The organism is Dichelobacter nodosus (assembly GCF_001263335.1).
GTDB classification, from domain to species: Bacteria; Pseudomonadota; Gammaproteobacteria; order Cardiobacteriales; family Cardiobacteriaceae; genus Dichelobacter; species Dichelobacter nodosus.
Window position 1 is genome coordinate 1 of the sequence record NZ_LGVW01000009.1, and the last position, 22,010, is coordinate 22,010.

At 50.0% G+C, this 22,010-nt stretch carries 16 protein-coding genes and 1 pseudogene; 14 read left to right on the forward strand and 3 right to left on the reverse strand.

What is annotated here, in order from left to right:
- Positions 1-174: 174 nt before the first annotated feature.
- Positions 175-828, reverse strand: coding sequence for a type IA DNA topoisomerase (locus AKG33_RS00735; protein WP_050707777.1), 654 nt, complete (start codon positions 826-828; stop codon positions 175-177).
- A 124-nt stretch (positions 829-952) separates the two neighbouring features.
- On the opposite strand from AKG33_RS00735, the gene AKG33_RS00740 reads away from it, so the two are divergent.
- From AKG33_RS00740 to AKG33_RS00770, 6 genes are all read left to right on the forward strand, one after another.
- A complete protein-coding gene (locus AKG33_RS00740) occupies positions 953-1,147 on the forward strand; it encodes a helix-turn-helix transcriptional regulator (RefSeq protein WP_050707778.1) in 195 nt (64 codons plus the stop codon).
- 68 nt (positions 1,148-1,215) lie between these two features.
- Entirely contained in the window at positions 1,216-1,425 is a 210-nt protein-coding gene (locus AKG33_RS00745; protein WP_050707779.1) for a hypothetical protein, read from the forward strand.
- Between the two features lie 413 nt (positions 1,426-1,838).
- Positions 1,839-2,198, forward strand: a complete 360-nt coding sequence (locus AKG33_RS00755; protein ID WP_050707781.1) for a hypothetical protein — start codon at positions 1,839-1,841, stop codon at positions 2,196-2,198.
- On the forward strand, positions 2,191-3,150 hold the full coding sequence (locus tag AKG33_RS00760) for a KilA-N domain-containing protein (protein ID WP_050707782.1): 960 nt from the start codon (positions 2,191-2,193) through the stop codon (positions 3,148-3,150). Before AKG33_RS00755 ends, AKG33_RS00760 begins: the two co-directional genes overlap by 8 nt.
- The gene (locus AKG33_RS00765; protein WP_050707783.1) at positions 3,143-3,346 is read left to right on the forward strand and encodes a hypothetical protein; all 204 of its coding nucleotides are present in this window, start codon (positions 3,143-3,145) and stop codon (positions 3,344-3,346) included. The genes AKG33_RS00760 and AKG33_RS00765 overlap by 8 nt, the downstream gene beginning before the upstream one ends.
- 3 nt (positions 3,347-3,349) lie before the next feature.
- Positions 3,350-5,062: a DUF927 domain-containing protein gene (locus AKG33_RS00770; protein WP_050707784.1), complete on the forward strand. Its 1,713-nt coding sequence runs from the start codon at positions 3,350-3,352 to the stop codon at positions 5,060-5,062.
- Positions 5,063-5,413: 351 nt separating this feature from the next.
- On the opposite strand, the gene AKG33_RS00775 is transcribed toward AKG33_RS00770, so the two are convergent.
- A complete protein-coding gene (locus AKG33_RS00775) occupies positions 5,414-6,583 on the reverse strand; it encodes a tyrosine-type recombinase/integrase (protein ID WP_050707785.1) in 1,170 nt (389 codons plus the stop codon).
- Between the two features lie 234 nt (positions 6,584-6,817).
- Here AKG33_RS00775 and AKG33_RS00780 point away from each other — a divergent pair.
- The 8 genes and pseudogenes from AKG33_RS00780 to AKG33_RS00815 all read left to right on the forward strand — a co-directional run.
- Positions 6,818-7,234, forward strand: a pseudogene (locus tag AKG33_RS00780) (DUF6079 family protein); the annotation flags it as partial.
- Between the two features lie 91 nt (positions 7,235-7,325).
- Positions 7,326-10,115, forward strand: a complete 2,790-nt coding sequence (locus tag AKG33_RS00785) for a DNA methyltransferase (RefSeq protein ID WP_011927930.1) — start codon at positions 7,326-7,328, stop codon at positions 10,113-10,115.
- 2 nt (positions 10,116-10,117) lie between these two features.
- Positions 10,118-11,605, forward strand: coding sequence for a hypothetical protein (locus AKG33_RS00790; RefSeq protein WP_011927929.1), 1,488 nt, complete (start codon positions 10,118-10,120; stop codon positions 11,603-11,605).
- Positions 11,606-11,703: 98 nt separating this feature from the next.
- Complete coding sequence (locus AKG33_RS00795; RefSeq protein ID WP_011927927.1) at positions 11,704-14,601, forward strand: DEAD/DEAH box helicase; 2,898 nt, start codon at positions 11,704-11,706, stop codon at positions 14,599-14,601.
- Positions 14,598-16,598 carry a BREX-3 system phosphatase PglZ gene (pglZ, locus tag AKG33_RS00800; RefSeq protein WP_011927926.1) on the forward strand — a complete coding sequence of 667 codons (2,001 nt, stop codon included), beginning with the start codon at positions 14,598-14,600 and terminating at the stop codon, positions 16,596-16,598. The genes AKG33_RS00795 and pglZ overlap by 4 nt, the downstream gene beginning before the upstream one ends.
- On the forward strand, positions 16,598-17,353 hold the full coding sequence (locus AKG33_RS00805) for a hypothetical protein (protein ID WP_011927925.1): 756 nt from the start codon (positions 16,598-16,600) through the stop codon (positions 17,351-17,353). The genes pglZ and AKG33_RS00805 overlap by 1 nt, the downstream gene beginning before the upstream one ends.
- An 18-nt stretch (positions 17,354-17,371) precedes the next feature.
- On the forward strand, positions 17,372-18,220 hold the full coding sequence (locus tag AKG33_RS00810; protein ID WP_011927924.1) for a Hachiman antiphage defense system protein HamA: 849 nt from the start codon (positions 17,372-17,374) through the stop codon (positions 18,218-18,220).
- The gene (locus tag AKG33_RS00815) at positions 18,210-21,602 is read left to right on the forward strand and encodes a DEAD/DEAH box helicase (protein ID WP_200902121.1); all 3,393 of its coding nucleotides are present in this window, start codon (positions 18,210-18,212) and stop codon (positions 21,600-21,602) included. The genes AKG33_RS00810 and AKG33_RS00815 overlap by 11 nt, the downstream gene beginning before the upstream one ends.
- 116 nt (positions 21,603-21,718) lie before the next feature.
- Here the strand turns inward: AKG33_RS00815 and AKG33_RS07320 are convergent.
- A partial coding sequence (locus AKG33_RS07320; RefSeq protein WP_161802446.1) for a hypothetical protein occupies positions 21,719-22,010 on the reverse strand: 292 nt, incomplete at its 5' end.

The window sequence follows — 22,010 nt, forward strand, 5'->3', positions numbered from 1 at the left end:
GAAACAGTTTCTTTCCTAACTTGTGCACTCTCAAAATCATCTGGAAACTCCGTAATATTTTGATAACTAATTAAAAAATAAAATTTAATCAAAATAAAAATCAGATTAAATTTGGTTCACAGATTATTTAGTTAGCGCAAAATGTCAACCAGTATTTGATATCTGAAATGAGTGCTATCGGTATCTATTTGAAAGTTGACATACTTCCACCACCATAACCGCTAGGTTTGGTGGTGGGAGTATGTCAAACAGCGCGGTAATACCATAGTGTTGCGTCGGTTTGAAAGCGCGAATATCTCGCTCACGTTGTACAATCAGCATTAACGCTATTGATTGCACTCGTCCTGCTGATATCCCTGTTTCTGTCAACCGAGCTGAAAGCGCAGGGGATATTTTATAGCCATACAACCGATCTAATACCCGCCTTCCTTGCTGTGCCATGACTAAATTCATATCGATATCACGCGGATTGGTAACAGCGTTCTTAATAGCAGATTCTGTTATTTCATTGAAGGTGATGCGTTTAACCGTTTTTCCTTTTCCTAAAAGTTCATATAAATGCCAAGAAATAGCTTCCCCTTCGCGATCGGGATCGGTTGCAAGCCACAATTCATCAGCTTTTTTAGCCAATTCTTTTAACTTATTTACTTGTTTTTTACCGCGTTCCACAACTTCATATGCGGGCTGATAATCTGGAGTAGAAACGCCGATTTCATGCAGCGGTAAATCTCGAATATGACCAAAACTTGCCGCCACAATCCAATCATTACCTAAATATTGCCCGATTTTCTTTGTCTTATTTGGGGATTCTACAATCATGAGTTTCATAATAATTCCTTTAATACAATTAATTATTGGAATTATTCTATTATTTTCCAATTAAATATTGAATTAATATTCGTGATGCTTGATACTAAACACTTCTGTCGAAAGTGAACGAAACCGAACATAAATGAACAAAACAGGACAAAGTATGAAAATAATGAGAATCAATGAAGTAGTGTCAAAAACTTCACTTAAAAGAACACATATTTATCAATTAATAAAGGAAGGTAAATTTCCGAAAGGTTATAAAATCGGTAGAGCGCGCTGTTGGAGTGAAGAAGAAATCGTTAATTTTTTTAAAGCATTAGAACAAGAAAACTAACGATGAGATACCAAAAAAATTAAAGTGAGTTCGCACGATTTTGTGCGATTACATTTTGGAGTAACAAAATGCCAAAAGATATTGATATTGCTGATATTAAGTCAAAGAACGTTACAAACGTTGTTGCTCTTTTAGAGATAATTGAGCTGGCTTCAGATCACCCGACAAGAGAAGCGTCATCTGAAAATTTAAGTGCTGCATATCATCTCATGAGAGAATTGTTAATATCGCATTTAAATGATTTAAACGAAGAACAAGAAGGAGAAAATGATGCGTAGTTACAAATAAAAAGCCCCTGTAACAGGGGCTCCTAAGCTTACTTAATCGTCCAAAAAATAAGCCTATACAATGAAGCAATTTATCCAATTTATATTTAAAAATCAAGAGAAAACATTATTTCTATTCTGCGATAATTTTAATATCGTATTGACTTTTCAGCGCTGGTTCATTGATAATCAACATATCGCAACATATTCTGCGATCGGGATTCGAACCCCGTTGATACGAAAGCGTGTACAGCGCTTATTAAGCGCATTTTTTATGCCTCAAATTTGTTATGGCAGTGTGCGTGGGAGAACCGCAAGGTTCGCCGTTTCTTTCGTAGCGGTAGTTCGAATCTCGCGTATGCTGTCGCCCTCTTATTTCGAACTAACGGCGGCAGTTAATCTTCAACTACGAAAGGAGACTGCACATGTCTGATATTTCTATTCAACTGCCCGTTGATGAAACTCGAGCATTATCTTTATATCGTGATGCTTTGATTACACATTTTCCCTTGACTTTTCAGCGCTGGTTCATTGATAATCAACATATCGCAGCAATATCTGCGGTCGAGATTGACCTCTCGTTGATACGAAAGCGTGTGCAGCGCTTCTACCGCGCTATTTTTATGCCCAAAATTTGTCTATGTTATGGCAGCATGCGTGGGAGAACCGCAAGGTTCGCCGTTTCTTTCGTAGCGGTAAGGTCAATCTCGCGTATGCTGTCGCCCTCTTTGACCTTAGTGGCGGCAGTCAATCTTCAACTACGAAAGGAGACTGCACATGTCTAATCTTCAGGCTGAGCCTTTATCTATTCTCAATAAAGCAATTAATGTTTTTGAGAACCTCTATTCTTTAAACGATTTACACAAAGCCAGCGGTGGCGCAAACAAAGACCGCCCAACCTTCTTTTTACAAAATAAAGAAACACAAGCGTTAATCGCTGAAATTGAAAGAGAAAATTATAATGCTTGTAATCCAACATTTAAAAATGAAAGCGGAAATCATAATGTTGGTGTTCCAACATTTAAAGCGGGTGAATTTAGCGAAAATATGACGCAAGTCATTGATTTTCCCGTGAGCCTCAAGTTGAGGGTCTCGAAGAAAAACTTTGCATTCTTGACTTTTCTACGCTATTTCGTTGATAATCTGCTCGCCGCATTATGTTCTGCGGTCGGGTTTAGCAGCTCGTCGATACGAAAGCGTGTACAGCGCTTATTAAGCGCATTTTTTATGCCTCAAATTTGTTATGGCAGTGTGCGTGGGAGAACCGCAAGGTTCGCCGTTTCTTTCGTAGCGGTACTGCTAATCCTGCGTACACTGTCGCCCTCTTATTTAGCAGTAACGGCGGCAGTCAATCTTCAACTACGAAAGGAGACTGCAATGTCTGATATTTCTATTCAACTGCCCGTTGATGAAACTCGAGCATTATCTTTATATCGTGATGCTTTGATTACACATTTTCCCTTGACTTTTCAGCGCTGGTTCATTGATAATCAACATATCGCAACATATTCTGCGATCGGGATTCGCATCTCGTTGATACACAAGCGTGTGCAGCGCTTATTAAGCGCATTTTTTATGCCCAAAATTTGTCTATGTTATGGCAGCATACGTGGGAGAACCGAAAGGTTCGCCGTTCCTTGTGTAGCGGTAATGCGAATCCTGCGTATGCTGTCGCCATCTTTCGCATTAATGGCGGCAGTCAATTCTCAAATACACAAGGAGACTGCACATGTCTGATTCATTTATCGGCGCTACAACATCGCCAACTATCACCATCTTGAATCCCGATCACGTTTTATTGTCGCTTTTATCTTGCCTAGAACTCGCCGCGGATCACCCTGATCGCGAGTTAGATCATGAGGCACAAGCTGATTTATTGCGTCTTGCCTATTGTTTAGCAAATACTGTGATAGATACTAGAGAAGAGAGATAGATCATGAACAAAAGACTATCTCCGATTACTGTGCTTGAGCACGAAGAAAATGGCGATGCAATTTATCATTATCCGATCAAAGCTGATGGCAGCGCGTATCTTGCACCAATTCGCTTGTGTGAAGCATTTAGTATTGTTGGGCAGGGTACAGATAAAGCCGGTTTACATTATCACGTCATTAAATATGGCAATGGTCAGCATGATCTTATTGCCCGCGGCGATGTAGGAACAAATGAAGGCTGGCGTAAATTACGCAATATACTCAACATTCCGTCTCAACGCCGTAAATTAGATTTATTGACCGAATATATTCAAGATAATGCATCAAAACAGCAGTGGAAAATTCCCGATGATGCTGGCTGGCATGACAACACTTATATACTTCCGAACGGCGAAATCATTGGTAACAATGAACATATTTTTTTCAACGGTAAAATTTCAGAAGATAAAAAGCGCGCTTATAGCTCGGCTGGAACGTTATTTGAATGGCAAACTCATATTGCACAATATATTGTGGGTAATAGCCGGTTAGCCCTAATTATAGGGGCGGCATTCGCTGCTCCATTCTTAAAATGGCTCAATATCGAAGGCGGAATAATCCATATTTATGGGCAATCTACTGGCGGTAAAACAACTATTCAACGTGCCGCACAATCTGTTTGGGGGCACGGGCAAGAAGCAGCAGAAGATTGGGATAGTACAGCTTATGCGCTCACAAATAGCGCATTGGCATGTAATGATGGTTTGATCAGCTTAGACGAAATCAGCAAAGACAGCAGTGGTGATGCTGTGAAACACGGTATTTATGCGTTAACGAACGGAAAAGGGCGCACCCGCGGCGATATTGATAAAGGTAATCGTCCGACCGCTCGCTTTAGGGTTTTAGGGATTTCAACCGGTGAAACTGACTTAGAGAATCATCTGAAAAAATTTGGTAAAGAAGCGATGGCGGGGGAATTAGTGCGCTGTCCGTCAATCCCCCATAAACTAGAAAATCATCATCACTTCACCGATATGCGCGCTTTTACTACTCATTTAAATCATGCCAGTAGCCGTTTTTATGGCACTGCTGGGCGTTATTTTATGCAAAAAATTACAGATGACACTGAAATTTGGAAACAAGTTGTTATTAAACGATTTAATGAATATTTAGATGTTTTACAGAAAAATCATGATTTAAACGATCAAAATGCGCGGACAGCGCGGTTGTTTGCTACCGCAATGATGGGGGTTCAATTAGCATGTCAAACAAAAGTATTGCCGTTAGATGAAAAACCTCTTTTAACAGGAATTGAACACTGTTTTATCGATTGGTTAGGACAACAACCCAACAAAGAAAGTTATGAGGACTATAAAATACTCAAACAAGCAAGTGATTTTATGCAAACTAACTCAATGTACTTCCTCAATCTTGAAACTACTTATGATGCACCTCCACCCTTTGTTTCTTTAGGGTTTGTCAAAAAAGGAGAGGAAGAAGATGAGTTCTATTTGTATCCCGCAGTGTTTACGGAAAGGTTGTGTAAAGGGTTTGATAAAAATAAAGTCACTGAAGTATTGGCTAAAGCGAATTGGTTAAAACGGGCAGGTTATGGCAAGCGCTGGCAAAAAAAAATGCGTTATCGCGGGATTGGTGATGCCGCTGCGAAACAAACGGGACATTTTTACGTGCTTAAAGGTGCTCAACCTGATAGCATTGATAACATTTTTGACTGATTTGACTGAAAGAGTCGCAACTGAATTTTAAAGAAATCCGAGAAAATAATCATGAAAATTGCAAAAGTTAGACATAAGAAATATTTCCTAGAGATTAATTCAAGTTAATCATAAAAAACCCGCTTTTGGCGGGTTTTTACATATTTTAGCGGTTGTTCCTACATAAATCGTTGAAAGTACCACAGAAAAACTACATAGTACTAAAAAAATACCCGTTTAAAAACAGGAAGGTACCACTTATTCAACATGTACTACATGTTTTTGACGCTTCTATATAAAAACGACCCTTTTTCGTAATGTTTATTTTTTAAAAAAGCGCTTTTTGTTAATAGTTCTTTTCATCGCTGAAAATTATTCATTTATTAACGATTTGATATAATCGCTATACCATTCCATCATGCGATGACGTTCTTCAAGATATTCCGCGCGATTGTAAGCTGCTCTAACTGCATTTCTATCAACATGAGAAAGTTGCCTTTCTATAGCATCTGGATTCCATAACCCCGATTCATTCAAGATTGTTGATGCCATAGCCCTAAATCCATGGGGTGTTGCTATATTTTGGTAACCTAATCGTTTCATCGCTACGGATAAAGTATTGTCACTAATCTGCTGATTGCGATTACCTATAATGAAGTACGGGCAATCGTATTTATTGATAATCTTCAATTCTTCTAAAATTGCTAACGCCCAACTTGATAACGGCACAACATGAGGGCGTTTCATCTTCATTTTTTCCGCGGGTATATGCCATTCATTACCCTTAATTTCAGTCCATTCCCCTTGTCTAAGTTCTCCAACCCTCACAAAGGTTAAAATTAAGAACTGCAAAGCAAGTTGAGTGGTACGGTTTGGATAGTTTTCTAAACGTTGATAAAACTCTTTGATTCTCGATTCCGGCAATGCTGGGTGATGTTTGACTTTGTTGTCATTGTTCCGAATGATTTTTGGTGCAGATAATGCCGGATTAGTCTTTGCTCTACCGGTTTGAATAGCAAAATCGAATACTGCTTTGATCCTTTGTTTTAATCGGCTGGCTGTTTCAGCTTTATCTCTGATTTCATGTAATAAATTAAACAGTTCTATTGGTGGTACATCGTCAATCGGATAGTGTCCGATTTTGGGAAACGCATACTGGCTAAGAGTATTGATAACTTGTTGTGCGTGTTTTTTATTCTTCCATTCCGGTAAAACGTGTTGATACCATTCTTTAGCAATCTCTTCAAAAGAATTATTGTAATTTCGCTCTTGTTCGCGTTTTAAGCGGTTATTTTCTTCTACTGGGTCACAACCATTACTTAATTTAATTTTCGCTTCTATATGCGCTATACGAGCCTCTTTTAAATTCATGTGAGGATACTTACCTAAAGGCATAACTTTATCTTTTCCGGCAAATCGATAACGGTAGTACCAATATTTGCCGCTGGGAGTGAGGTACAAGAAAAGACCACCTCCATCGAACAGTTTTTTTGCTTTTTTCGGTAATTTAGCTTGCCTAACAATAAGTTCTCTTAGTTTCATAACGATTCTGTTTGATGACACAAGAGAGAAGATATCGTAAAAAATTGTTTCCCCTTTTTTTCCCCTTTTGTGAGTTCTTGTATCCGTACAGAACTGAACACAACAGAATTAAACCGAACACAACTGAACAAATTAAATATACTTAACAATATGTTTTTTAAGCAATTATATTTTTCGAACTCTAAAAATGGCAATAAAAAAAGCAGCTTATAAAAGCTGCTTTTAAGCATCAGTGGCGGACGGCCTTCGGTGGAAACCGGCACGGCGGCAGGCTCGCAGATGATCGACCAGATGGACGCCCAGCTCGACGCCATGGTGACGGCCTGGACCTCCACCATCCTCAGCAACCTGGAGGACCCGATCACCCAGGCCAACATGGATCTGCTGAAGATCGACGACCGCGAGCCCCTGGAAGCCTTCATCAAGTCGAAGGAACTGCCGGTGCCGCTGGACAGCAACTTTGTCCATGCATTGAAGGAAGTACTCTCCGGCCTGGTCAAGGTCACCGTCAAGGCGCAGGAGCTGCAACAGGCCCTGCAGGTCACCGACGGCCCGGCCACCCCGGCGGAGATGAAGAAACGCTTTGAGGAGTACATCGATCAGCTCACCAAGGGCAAGGACCCGGCCAAGGTGCGGATCGTCATGGAATAAGCGTGACTAAGCGAGTGACCAACTTCGCCGAGCTTGGTCACCCGCAAAGTGACCAAGTTGAGACGCCAGACGAAAGCCAAGGATTATGAAGATGAAAGAAACCAGTTTGTTCGACTCGCTGCTTGAAGAGCCGCAGAAGCCCTCCGGCCCGGTGACTTGTCTCGGCATGACCTTCGAGAACGACGAGGCCCGCCGCGCCCACTTTATCGAGGAACTGCGCAAGAAGCTGCAAGACCCGGAGTTCCGCAAGATCGAAGGCTTTCCCATCGGCAGCGACGAGGACATCCTGAACCTGAGTGATCCGCCGTATTACACCGCCTGCCCGAACCCGTGGATAGCCGACTTCATCGCCGAATGGGATGAGCAGAAGCCGAAACAGCCTGAAGGCCATCACTATCACCGTGAGCCTTTTGCGGCCGACGTGAGCGAGGGGAAAAACGACCCAATCTACAATGCGCACTCCTATCACACCAAGGTGCCGCATAAGGCCATCATGCGATACATCCTCCATTACACGCAGCCGGGGGACATCGTGTTCGACGGTTTCTGCGGAACCGGCATGACGGGTGTGGCCGCGCAGATGTGTGGCGACCGAGAAGTGGTCATGTCTCTCGGCTACCAGGTGAAGTCGGATGGGACCATTTTGCAGGAAGAAATTGATGAGAATGGCAAAAAGGTTTGGAAGCAATTTTCAAAACTGGGCTCTCGTAGGGCCGTATTGAACGACCTTTCGCCAGCGGCAACTTTTATTGCCTACAACTACAACACGCCAGTCGATGTAGCAGCATTTGAGAAAGAGGCTAAACACATTCTTAAAGAGGTCGAGAAAGAGTGCGGTTGGATGTATGAGACGCTCCATACTGATGGAAAAACGAAAGGAAAGATCAACTATACGGTTTGGTCGGATGTCTTCTTGTGCCCAGAATGCACAAAGGAAGTTGTATTCTGGGATGTTGCTGTAGAAAAAGGAAAGGGAATTGTTCACGATAAATTTCCGTGCCCTCATTGCGGGTCTTTACTGCTAAAACGCAGCTTGAAGAGAGCATGGGAGACGGTTTTTGATGAAGCATTCGGCGATACGATTCGGCAAGCTAAGCAAACTCCCGTACTGATAAATTATACGGCAGGTGGGAAAAGGGCTGAAAAAATTCCCGATCCATCAGATATTGCCTTGATCGAAAAAATAAATAACAGCCACATCCCGTATTGGTTTCCTGTTGCAGAACTCCAGGATGGCTTTAATACACGACAACCAAAAGGTTCTCACGGAATCACACATACCCATCATTTTTATACTCGAAGGAACCTCTGGATACTTGCATCGCTATGGTCAAAGGCATCTCCGAAAATGAGATTCGGATTAACTAATTTCCTTTCTCGCAATCTGACAAAGATGAATCGATTTGTTGTGAATAGGCACAATCCAAATGGAAGAATTAATGGTCCGATGACCGGAACCTTGTACATTCCGAGCGAACAAGTCGAGCAAACAGCTACACTGTTGTTTAAAGACAAATGGATCAAACATGGCTGGAATACATGCGGGAATTTGATAACAACCCAAAGCTTTTCAAGCATAGAAGCATCTGTGACTAACTCGCTTGATTATATTTTCATAGACCCACCGTTTGGTGCAAACATTAACTATTCAGAGTTGAACTCTTTGTGGGAGTCTTGGCTTTCAGTTAAAACGGATCAAAAACCTGAAGCAGTTGAAAATGATGTGCAAAATAAGTCTCTGAATGATTATAGAGACTTGATGCTGGGTTGCTTTAGAAAAGCATACGAACTATTAAAACCTGGCCGTTGGATGACTGTTGAGTTTTCAAATACTCGTGCAGCCGTTTGGAATAATATTCAGACATCAATTGCAGATGCCGGATTCATTGTGGCTAATGTTTCTGTTTTAGATAAGAAGCATGGTGGTATTAAGGCAATGGCCTACTCAACAGCCGTCAAACAAGATCTCGTTATCTCAGCCTACAAGCCAAACGGCGGTTTTGAGGAGCGCTTTCAGAAAGAGGCGCAAACCGAAGAAGGTATATGGGATTTTGTACGCACACACTTGAAGTATCTGCCGGTCACGAAACAGCAGGGAGCCTTGCTGCAGTTCGTCCCGGAACGTGATCCACGCATCCTGTTCGACCAGATGGTGGCCTACTTCGTCCGCAAGGGCTACCCCGTGCCGATCTCCAGCCAGGAATTCCAGATCGGTCTGGCGCAGCGTTTCATCGAGCGCGACGGCATGTTTTTTCTGCCGGATCAGGTGGCCGAATACGACCGCAAGAAGATGACCTCGGGCGAACTCAAGCAGATGAGTATGTTTGTTTCCGACGAGGCTTCCGCCATCCAGTGGCTCCGCCAGCTCATCAAGGAAAAGCCTCAGACCTTCTCCGACATCAATCCGCAGTTCATGCAGCAGCTCGGCGGTTGGAGCAAGAACGAAGCCCAGCTCGACCTTCGTGAACTGCTGAACCAGAACTTCCTCAGCTACGACGGCAAAGGCCCTGTTCCCGAGCAGATCCACGCCTACCTCTCCACCAACTGGAAAGAGCTGCGCAACCTGCCCAAGGACGACCCGACCTTGGTCGCCAAGGCCCGCGACCGCTGGTATGTGCCCGATCCCAACAAGGCAGGCGACCTCGAGAAGCTGCGCGAGAAGGCACTGCTCAAGGAATTCGAGGAGTACAAGGCAGCCAAGAAGAAGCTCAAGGTCTTCCGCCAGGAAGCTGTCCGCGCCGGATTCAAGAAAGCCTGGCAGGAACGCGACTACACCGTCATCGTCGCCGTGGCCGACAAGATCCCCAACAACGTCCTGGAAGAAGATCCCAAACTGCTCATGTGGTACGACCAGGCAGTAACGAGAATGGGAGGCGAATAAGTATGACTGCGCCGGTGGACCTCAGTCATTATGCGGACAATATCCTTGCCGCAGAAGACCGCCCACTATTCGATGATGCGGTAGAGGCGGGAAAGGCGGGGGCGCTCCGAGCCGCCTACGTGATGATATGGCTGGCCTGTGCGGAATCGTTGAAACGGCGATTCCGTGAAGCACAAAAACGGGATGGTGCTGCGGGTAAGATCGTTGGTGAGATCGAAACCAAGGAAAAAGAGCATAAAGCCGTAGATAAATTCGTGTTGATGAAAGCTCACGAGTACGGCTTCGTTTCTGATTCTGGCCATACCGTTCTCAATCACATCTATGAAATGCGTTGTCTATATGGCCACCCTTACGAGGAAGCTCCATCACAGGAGCAGGTCTCACACGCTGCGGCCGTGGTTGTTGAGCATGTCCTGTCTAAGCCTGTCAAGCTGCGACATGGCTTTGGCAAGCAACTACTCAAAAGCCTCCTGGAAGAACCAAATTTTCTCGATGATCAGCAAACCGCTGTGGTGGCGTTCACTAAGGATATTCTTCCACGGCTTGACGAAAGCATACATGGTTGGCTGCTCGATAATTATTGGGAGGAGCTGGAAAAATTTTCCGACGATTCATCCATGGCAATCTTCTTTCGCCGAGGGACTTGGTTCTCTCGCACCATGTTAACCGAAGTAGGTATCGATGTTTTCTCTCACGATGATTGGCATGACAGGTCCAGTAGATTTCCGAAAATACTGATGCGGGTATGCAGTATCGCTGACATATTCAAAGAGATAGGAAAGCGAGCACAGGACTCGTTGGTTGGTTTGATTATCGCCGAATCCGCCACGCGTGCCAGTGTTCTTACTCACCTTGAACGACTCAGTATCAATGGCGCGTTGACCATGCGACAGCAGGAACGGTTTGTTGAACACGTCTCGGAAATGCCATCGAGCGCGATTAGGTCCGCAGGACTTAGCACAAAGACTTGCTACGGGAAACTGATCGATGCGATGAAATTCCACGACTGGTATGTGCAGAATCCGGCTATCGACCTGATCGTTTCTAATGGACCAGACCAAGCTGCTGAACTCGATGAGAATCAGCAGGTGAATTTAGGTCGAAATTTGCTTCAGGCAGGTGAAGGTACGGCTGGGTCGGCCAATGAATTTCTCGAGAAGCTTTCCCAAGATGGCACATCCTGGCCGTTTCATGTTGTTCGCGGGATCGCCATGGAATCGTTCACCAACGAGGACAACCTAATCCGATTTAAGGATCGGCATTTGGGTCGAGTCCTGTCTGCTATCGATCATCTGCAACAGGAACTACAGGATCAACTGATAGCGGAGATTTCTGCGTCAGTTGACGCAGGTATCCCAAAAGATCGGGTGGACCGGGATGATTTTGAAAACACTGTCGATTCCTTGAAGGTTTACCCATGGGCTGCGCCATTGGTGACGAGCCTCGAAGCGAAAGTAGCATCGCTTTCGGCCGAGGAGGAAGACGCATGACCTCTCAAGCCCTGAAGTTCGGCTGGAAATGGCTAAGGTCGGTTGCGTTGCATTCAAAATTCAACAGGCAACAGATCAAAGTAGAGGGTAATTAGCGGATGGAGTCGCTTTGGCAATACAGCACCGTTCATAACAGCGCCTGCAAGGTCATCGAAGAACAGACCTTGTGGGGGCAAACGGTGTGCCGTGTCTGGTTGCCGAACCAGGACGCGGTGGTGCGTGTGCCCCGCTCCGCTTTGCGGCCGCTGAATGCCGACCTGCAGCCGGAGATCGAGGCTGGACGCATTGCCTATGTGGCCGCCGCAGCCAAGGTAGCCGAGGTGCTCGAAGGTTCCACCAGCGCCACCGAGGGTTATGTGCTGCTGGCTCCCATGGAGTCCAACGTCATTCCGCTGCCGCACCAGATCCACGCCTTGTCTCGGGCCATCTCCGGTGACCGCGTGCGCTACCTGCTGGCCGACGAGGTGGGTCTCGGCAAGACCATCGAGGCCGGGCTGGTCATGCGCGAGCTCAAACTGCGCGGACTGGTGCGTCGGACATTGGTCGTTTCGCCGAAGGGAATCGCTACCCAGTGGGTGGCGGAAATGCAGACCCACTTCAACGAGCAGTTCCAGCTCGTGCTGGGCGACGACATCGGCACATTGCAACGCCTAGCTCCAGGGGCGGATCACCGGAGCTCAGCCTGGTCGATGTTTGATCAGGTCATCGTCTCCCTGGATTCGGTCAAACCCATGGACAAGCGGCGCGGCTGGACCGCCGAGCGCGTCGCCGAATACAACCGCAGCCGGTTCGAGGATCTGATTACCGCCGGTTGGGATCTGGTCATCGTGGACGAAGCGCACCGCCTTGGTGGCAGCACCGATCAGGTCGCCCGCTACAAACTCGGCAAGGGGCTGGCGGAAGCCGCGCCCTATGTGCTGCTCCTTTCGGCGACTCCCCACCAGGGGAAGACCGACGCCTTCCATCGCCTGATGAACCTGCTGGATGACGACGCCTTTCCGGATATGGACAGCGTCTCCCGCGAGCGGGTGGCCTCGTATGTCATCCGTACCGAGAAGCGCAAGGCCATCGATGCCGACGGCAAGCCGCTCTTCAAACCCCGGCGGACGCAGATGGCCCCGGTGGCCTGGGAGAGCCGTCACCAACTGCAGCAGCTTCTCTACGAGGCGGTGACCGACTATGTGCGCGAGGGCTACAACCAGGCCCTGCGCGAGAAGAAGCGCCACATCGGCTTTCTGATGATTTTGATGCAGCGCCTGGTTGTCTCCAGCACCCGGGCGATCCGCACCACGCTGGAGCGTCGGCTTGCGGCACTCAAGGATGGTGAGCAACAAGCCAGCCTGCGCCTGGCGGAACTGGAAAACGGCGCGGACGGATTGGAAAGCCCAGACGATGAAATAGCCGAGCTATATGACATGGACGGCCAGGAGCTGCTCGATGAGCTGCTGAAATCCCATGTGTCGGCTCTGCAGAGCGAAGGAAGCCATGTTGAGACCCTGCTCGATGCGGCGGTCCGTTGTGAACAGGCTGGACCGGATGCCAAGGCCGAGGCTCTGATCGAGTGGATCTACAAGCTGCAAGCCGAGGAAAACGAACCGGATCTGAAGGTGCTGATCTTCACCGAGTTCGTGCCGACCCAGCAGATGCTGAAGGAGTTTCTGGAAGCCCGGGGAATCTCGGTGGTCACCCTGAACGGCTCCATGGCCATGGAGGAACGTGGGGCAGCCCAGGATGCCTTCCGCAAATCGCACCGCGTATTGGTCTCCACCGATGCGGGCGGTGAGGGTCTGAACCTGCAGTTCGCCCACGTCATCATCAACTACGACATCCCTTGGAACCCGATGCGGCTGGAGCAACGTATCGGTCGCGTGGACCGTATCGGCCAGCCAAAAACCGTACAGGCGATCAATTTCGTATTTGAGGATTCAGTCGAGTTCCGCGTGCGCGAAGTTCTGGAGCAGAAGCTCTCGGTGATCTTCGACGAGTTCGGCATCGACAAGACCGGCGACGTGCTCGACTCGGCCCAGGCCGGTGAGTTGTTCGAGGATGTGTTCGCCTCGGCCATCCTTAATCCTGACGGCATCGAAACCTCCGTCGATCACACGGTGGCCAGGATTCGGGATGAGATTCAGCAGGTGCGCGAGTCCTCCGCCATCTACGGCATATCCGAAGAGCCGGATGTGCAAACCGCTGAGCGTCTGCGCTCGCATCCGCTGCCCCACTGGGTGGAACGGATGACGGTGGGCTACCTCAATTCACACGGCGGCGCAGCCAGTCGCAAGCGCTCATGGTGGGATCTGAATTGGCCGGATGGCCAGGAACACCGCAAAGCCGTATTCAGCGCTCGGGAAGCGGATCGTCTAACCGACGCAACCCTGCTCAATCTCGAAAACAGCCGTATCCGTGGTCTTGCTCTGAACCTGCCCCAGGTCGCGGCAGGTCAGCCATTGCCGTGCGTAACCGTAAGCGGGCTGCCAGCCAGCATCTCCGGACTCTGGGGGCTCTTTGAGATCCGCCTTCAGGCCGGAATGCACCAGAAGACACAACTCCTGCGCATCCCCATGGTGCGGCGTGGCTATGTCAGCGTGTTTTTGAGCGAAGAAGGCAAACTGTTTCTGCCCACGGCCCGGCATATCTGGGATGCGCTGCAGACAGCGGAAGCCGAGGTGCAAGCCACCCTCGGGCAGGATGACTCTATCACCGCCCATGAGCGTTTGCAGATTGCTGCCGAACAGGCCGGACAGGAGCTATTCGATGCCCTGCAGCAGGCGCACCTCGCCTCGGTGAACAGGGAAGAGGAACGCGGCATGGTCGCCTTCACCTCTCGGCGCAAGGCCATCGAACGAGTTGGGCTGCCCGAAGTGCGCCAGTACCGTCTGGCCCGCTGCGCTGCTGAGGAAAATGAGTGGCGGCATGAACTGCAATCAGCGCGGCAGATCGTACCGGAAATCCGGTCGCTGCTGATGCTGCGGATCATCAAGGGAGGCGCTCAATGAGTAGTTGGCGAGACGCCATCCTGAACGACTTTGTGCCCAACGTCAGCAAGCTGACCCTGGTCGCGGACCCGGATTGTCTGCTGACCGAGGAGAAGCTGGCATTGGAGCTTCGCGGGCGCGGGTTCGACCTGATCGAGTTCAGTGATCCGGTCGAATTCAGATACGCCTATGAGTCAAAGTACCTTTCGATCTGGGACCGGGGTGAGCACACCGATCTGGTGGTAGTCCTCCGCTTGCAGGATGCGGAGCTGGAATCCTTGCCTTACGACCTACTCCAGGCGGGCCGCAAGCTTTCATTCAACTTGGGGGATCTCTTTCCCAACCTGAGCTATCCGGTCATTGAAAAGCTCGACAGGAGCTTGCTGGATTCGCTTTTTGAGGCCCAGCGCAAGTCGCCGTCGGATCGCATGGGCGACAACGCCACCAAGGATTTTATTCTGCGTCATGTGTTCGGCATTGCGGCGGAACTAATTGGGGGCGAGGTGGAGCTGCTTCGCGCATTGCTGCGCCTGCACTATGGGAAGCTACAGATCCCGCAGATGCTGGCTGAGCAGCTTATCCAGGTTCTCAAAGGGCATGATGGATTGAAGGCTTGGCCGCTCTCTGAAATCGTTCCGGACGATGAGGCGTTCTTCGCCTTTTTGCAGGAACGCTGGCCGCTATTTCTTTCCAGGCTCGGCAGCGCTCATCAGGTACGGGAGGATTCGCCGGAATACGGCCTCAAGTATCCCGGCCCTGATCGCCTTCCGTTCGACCATCAGGACATCAAGGTCTACATCGACAACCTGTTCCTGGAGGGGAAACTCACCCCTGTCGAGGCCAAAGGCATTGAAGTGGATGCCGGGTCCTGGGTTAGAAGCGGCATCACCACGTCCGGCGTGGACGATGACGAGCTACGGATCTCTCGCTTGTTTGGCCTTATCGAGAAGGAACTGCCCACTGCGGAAGCGCGTTACTCGAACTCGAACTGGACCGCCTTTGCATTGAAATGGGCCGAACTTTCTTCGCTGGTTCATTGTGGCAACAGCACCGAGTATCAGACCCGGCTCAGGGAAATCGGCGATGCACTGAACACGATCTTTGCCGCTTGGCTGGCCGACCACTACTCCAGTCTGATCAACTTGCCGCCGACCAATCCTGCCATGCTCCACCATGTGCCGCGCCGCCTGGCTCGGGATATCGAGGACTCCGGTAGCAGCCGTGCGGCGTTGATTGTGGTTGACGGCCTGGCCTTGGATCAGTGGGTAACCATTCGCCAGCTTCTGCAAAAGCAGGACGCCAATCTGGTCATGCGCGAATCCGCGACCTTCGCCTGGATTCCGACGCTGACCTCGGTATCGCGGCAATCGATCTTCTCGGGCAAGCCGCCACTCTATTTTCCCTCATCCATCAACTCGACCAACAGCGAAGAGAAACTCTGGAAGCAGTTCTGGGAAGGCCATGGTCTGTCCCGGCTGGATGTCGCTTACCAGCGAGGTCTTGGCGACGGCGATGCTGCGGGCGTCCTCGACTCCGCAATCCACCCCGGGAAGACCAAGGTGGTGGGGCTGGTCGTGGATAAAGTGGACAAGATCATGCACGGCATGCAACTCGGTTCGGCCGGGATGCACAACCAGATCAAGCAGTGGTGCCATGCAGGATTTCTTTCCGCGATGGTCGGCCAACTGCTGGATTACGGCTATGAGGTTTGGCTGACAGCCGATCACGGCAATATTCAATGCGAAGGCAAAGGACGCCCATCTGAAGGTGTGATTGCCGAGACTCGCGGCGAGCGTGTTCGTGTCTATCCCACGCCGGAACTCCGCGCTCAGGTGGCTGGGGCCTTCCCGTTTGCCCACGAGTGGCAGCCGGTCGGATTGCCAGCAGATTATTTCCCCCTGGTGGCCGGTGGCCGCGACGCATTCGTGAACCCGGGAGATTCCATCGTAGGTCACGGCGGTGTAGCCATCGAAGAAGTTATCGTGCCCCTTGTGAAGTTTGAAAGGAGGACACGGTGATGGGCAAAAGACACGAAGCCATTGGCATCAAGCAGGCGATTCGTTTCGAGTGGATGCAGAAAGCAGCCAATCTGCTGCTGGCGGGACTCGACGCCAAAACCATCCGCCAGGAGCTGCATGAGTTCCTCGCGGATCGAAAAGGCAACGGCTCCGAAGGCGAACGAAGCGATCAGACCCGGACCTTTGTCGTCAACAATCTGATGAAGATCTGGGTCTCTCCTGACCCCGAGTTGATTCCATTCCGGGATGCCTCGCTGGCGTTTCTGAGGGAAAACCCGTCCATGGCCCTGGCGGTCCACTGGGGGATGATCTCGGCGGTCTATCCCTTCTGGTTCAATGTGGCCCGGCAGACCGGCCGTCTGCTGGCCTTGCAGGACCAGGTGACCCAGACGCAGATCATCAATCGCCTGAAGGAACAGTATGGCGACCGGCAGACCGTGAGCCGCTATGCGAGATTTGTCATCCGCTCCTTTGTCGCTTGGGGAGCCCTGAAAGATTCCGAGGCTAAAGGCTGCTATGAGAAAGCCGCGCCTGTGAGCATTGCCGAGCCAAACCTGGCCATCCTGATGTTCGAGTCCGCACTCCTGGCCACCCCGGAGGCCAAGGGTGCTTTGGGGCTGCTACTGAACAACCCGGCATTCTTCCCATTCCAGCTCCCTGTGATGACAGGAGATTTTGTTTCCCAGCGCAGCGACCGGATCGACGTGGTTCGCTATGGACTGGACGATGAGCTGTTGAAATTGAAGGGCAACTAAATCAGGGATGGGACGTGAATGCCTTGGACTTCGGAACACACTAAATGGCTCATCGACACCGGCGAACGACTGAAGACTGCCGACGGCAAGGAGGTCGAAGTCTGGGAGTTCCGTCATGAGAAAGACGAGGCAGTGCTCTCCGCATGGGCGAAACACTTCCGAAATCATTATTGCCTGGATGCTGAAATCGATTTCCTGCGGGGCAAACGCCCGCGACCGGATTATCTGGACAATATCAAGTTCCCGTGCAAAACATCCAAACTCGGTCCAGGAATCCGAGCGGGAGATTTTGGGGAAATCCTGGTTTCCGATTACCTGCAATGGCTTCTCGGTTACTGGGTGCCTAGAGTACGGTGGTCATCGAAGGTTGTTCGAGATGAATCGCCCAAGGGCAGCGATGTCATTGGATTTCGATTTCATAAAAAAGACGGCGACGCCTCCACCAAGGACGTGTTGTTTGTCTTTGAATCCAAGACAAAGTTCTCCGCCTCGAAGATCAACCGCCTGCAGGATGCCATCAACGATTCTGCCAAAGATCATATTCGAATCGATGAATCGCTGAACTTCATCAAACAAAAGCTCTTTGAAAAAAAGGAAATTGAACAGGCTCAAAGGATCGAGAGATTCCAAAGCCCCGTAGATATGCCTTATAAGGAAACCTACGGCGCTGCGGCTATCATTTCTGATGAGTGTTTCGACGCCGATGAATTGGCTTCGGCAGACTGCCAAAAAATTCCCAAGTCAGCGAAATCCAAGGAGGTCTTTCCTCATCCTAATGGCGATAGCCTTGTCCTCTTGGTTATTAAGGGACCCGGCATGATGGACCTTGTCCACGAGCTCTATAGGAGGGCTGCGGATGAGGCCTGAAAAGAAGTCCCAACTCCTGCTGGGCGTCACTCGGTCAAAGGCCAAGATGCTCGAGTACGGTGTTCCGGAAGAGCACCACATCAAAATCACCCAAGATCCGGCAAAGCTCTTCACCCTCTCGATAGGCCTGCTTGGTGACCTCGCCGCCGCCATCAACCGGGAGGAGCCAGATCCCGATTCTCTCGCAGAGCTGAAAACCAATCTGCTATTTTCCGCCCGCTTTTTCGACTCATACCTCCAGTCAAAGCTGAACGAGACACTTGATCCCTACCTCGTGCTTCTGGGCTCCGCCTCCTATTACCTGTGCGATCTGCCTGGGAGCGCTTCGGTATTGGCGAAGCGCATCGATGGTGACTGTCCGGATCTGGATGGCGATGCTTTGGAAGAGCTGTTGCTCTGGTTGTTGCAGGCTGATCTGCGAACCTATTTTGATGAAACGGAGGGACCATTCGGTGGATTCATCGACGGGATTTCAAAATGGATTCTCCAGTTTTTCGAGGATGGAAATGGCGAAGAAAATCTTCTCGATCTCGCCACGAAACTGAGGGACGCCGTCTATGAATTCGGCACACCAAGGCAGCTTCTGTTTGGCGATGTGATCGCGGCGGTTCTGAGGAAAAAGCTCGAAAATTCTGCCTGGAAGGCTTTGCCGTCATACTCCTGGCTGCCCCGCGACAAATGGCTCCACGCGCTGCAAAAGGATTCGTTCATCAAGGAACTGTGGCCTGCCCAACACCTTTTGGGCAAGGCGGATGTTCTTAAAGGCGAGTCTGCCATCGTTCAAATGCCCACCAGCGCTGGCAAAACGAAGGCAACTGAACTGATTCTTCGAAGCGCGTTTCTGGCCGAGCGCGTGTCACTGGCCATCATCATCGCCCCGCTCAGGACGCTGTGCCATGAGATCAAGAACAGCCTTGTCGAGGCATTCCACAACGAACCCACCAAGGTGGATGAATTGTCCGATGCCCTACAGACCGACTTCGAGATTGCCGAACTCCTGGGGCACCAACAAATTCTGGTCGTAACCCCCGAGAAGCTGCTCTACGTCCTTCGGCACGCTCCGGAACTAGCTGCCCACATTGGCCTGCTGGTTTTTGATGAAGGCCACCAGTTCGACAGCGGCACCCGAGGCATCACATACGAGCTGCTCCTGACGTCGCTGCGCTCCATGATTCCCGCAGGAACTCAGAAGGTGCTGATCTCAGCGGTCATCAGCAACGCCGAGGCTGTTGGAGAATGGCTCAACGGGGAGCCCAATGTCGTCGAAGGCACAACCCTGATTCCGACTTTCAGGTCGGTCGGATTCGCGAGCTGGCTCGATCAGTTGGGAAGAATCGAGTACGTCGACAGCCGTGATGCTGAACAAGGTGAGTTTTTCGTTCCGAGGGTGATTGAAAGATTCAATCTTGGGAGGAAGAAGCGGGAAAGAACGGACCGTTTTTTTCCTGAAAAGACCGATGGGCAGGCTATCGCACTTTACCTTGGTCTGAAATTGGTCCCGAATGGCAGTATCGCTCTTTTCTGCGGAAGGAAGTCAACAGCGGCCAGCGTCTGCGAAAAGGCCGTTGATATTATCGAGCGAGGCGCACCCGTGGTCTTACCATCAGATTTTTCTGACGCCCAGGAAGTTGAGCGGCTGACCCATCTGCACGTCGAGAATCTCGGTGCTGACGCTCCGGCGTCCCAGAGCGCGGCACATGGCATTTTCTCCCATCATGGCAATACTCCGCATGGTATCCGGCTGGTGGTGGAGCATGCCATGCGTGACGACCTTGTGCGATTCGTTGTTTGCACCTCTACCTTGGCGCAGGGCGTAAATCTTCCGATTCGATACCTCATCGTGACCAGTGTCTACCAGGGCATGGAGCGCATCAAGGTTCGCGATTTCCACAACCTCATTGGCCGAGCGGGTCGAGCCGGGATGCATACCGAAGGCAGCATCCTGTTTGCCGATCCGGTGATCTATGACAAGCGAAAGGCGCGTAACGATAAATGGCGCTGGGATCAGGTGAAAGAACTTCTGGAGCCGCGCAATTCTGAGCCATGCATCAGCAATCTTCTATCGATCTTCGACCCCATCAAGAGCGATGACGAGAAATACACCATCACCATGGAGGCTCTGGATTTTGCCAAGGCCTATATCGACGATCCTGCTGAAGTTGCCAAATTGGCTGCCGGGATAGCCGCACAACATGGAGACAAAAATTTCTCACGAGACGGTGTCGAGCGGCAAGTCGCCTGGAGAATCAGCCTCATCTGTGCCGTCGAGAGCTTCCTGTTATCCCATTGGGATGAATCGGAGGATGGTCTTTCGGAAGCTGATGTGACCCGCCTGGCCGAAGGGACGCTGGCTTTCTTCCTGGCTGATGATCAGAAAAAGGAGCATATTCGCGAGTTGTTTCAGCTTCTCGCTGGGAACATCTCCGCAAACATCAACAGTCGGCAACTGGCCAGAACTTGGCCTTACACACGATACAAGAGTTTCGAGGCATCTCTGCGTAAGGCTGCGGAACAATGGTTCAGCGAGCGAGGATGCGAAACCCATCATAGGATGGGGTACTGTCTCGCCCGTCATGATCTGTGGCCCATGAATCTCATCTGTGAAGATGTCGCGGATTACATCCGCCAAGAACAGGAGAGACATCTCGGCGAGGATTCGTTTCCTCTGCACAAATACCTGCATCACGGGCTAAGCAGCCAGGCGATGGCCTTCAATCTTATTGGCCCCCTGATTGTGCGCAACGATCTCGGCCCATTGAAGATTGCGATTGAAAGGCTCGGTATCGATTGGCCAGGTGGGGACGTCGCGGCGGTTTTTGAGCACGACGACCGTTCAGTCTTTAACGAGGACAACGGCCAACCGACGTCTATCGACATTATTCTGTCAGGCACATGTAACAGCCTCTTTATCGAAGCAAAGCTGGTGGAACGAGAATTTGGTGGCTGCTCTGTTTTTGCCGGTGGTGATTGCGAGGGGCGGAATCCGTATCCAGACAGGCTTGGCGAATGTTACTTGCACCATCTCGGCAGGAAATATTGGCAGCGCTTGGATGGGCTTGGCTTTTTGGAGGCGACTCTTGTTAATGGGGCCATATGTCCGTTTGCAAACTACTACCAATTTTTCCGTGAGGCGATGTTTGCCTTTGCCAAGCAAGGGACCTTCATATTGCTGCACGATGCAAGAAACCCGGCTTTTTTGAGGTCAACGGATGATGGGATGGCGCACGGCGGGTCGTGGTCGTTTCTATATGAGGCGATCCCGCAGAACCTACGGCATCGAGTTGGCCGATTGACCATTCAAATGGTTGTTGAGGCGATACAAGAATCGGGCGGACACGAAGACTGGATTGAAGATTTCAAGAAAAAATATGGGCTGCAGTAAGCCGATCCGGGCGGCAATTCGATTCCGGGCGGCAATTCGATTCCCGTTTTGGGAACCGAACCGGCGTCCGAAAACCGGATTCGAAGTTGTTGCGGTTCAGCGCCAGGTATCCGGTTTTACTGCAAACCCGTCACCCTCGTCCGGTGCCGGGAAATCAGGGGAGAAAATCGTTTCTCTGGTCGGGTTTGCGGGAAGTGGTTGTGCGAGATGACTTCTTCGTTTATTATCAAGAAGTTACGAGGAGAGCGGGCTTTGAGACTGTTTTGCGGTAGGTCGGCGTCGTGATAACCGTGCGCGCAGGCGATTTCGAGCGCTTCCCCGAACCAATCGTTAAACCCTTCGGGGTCGCGGTCGCCGTAGAGTTTGACCAAATCTTCCAACAATTGGTAATCATTGGGCGCGTTTTTG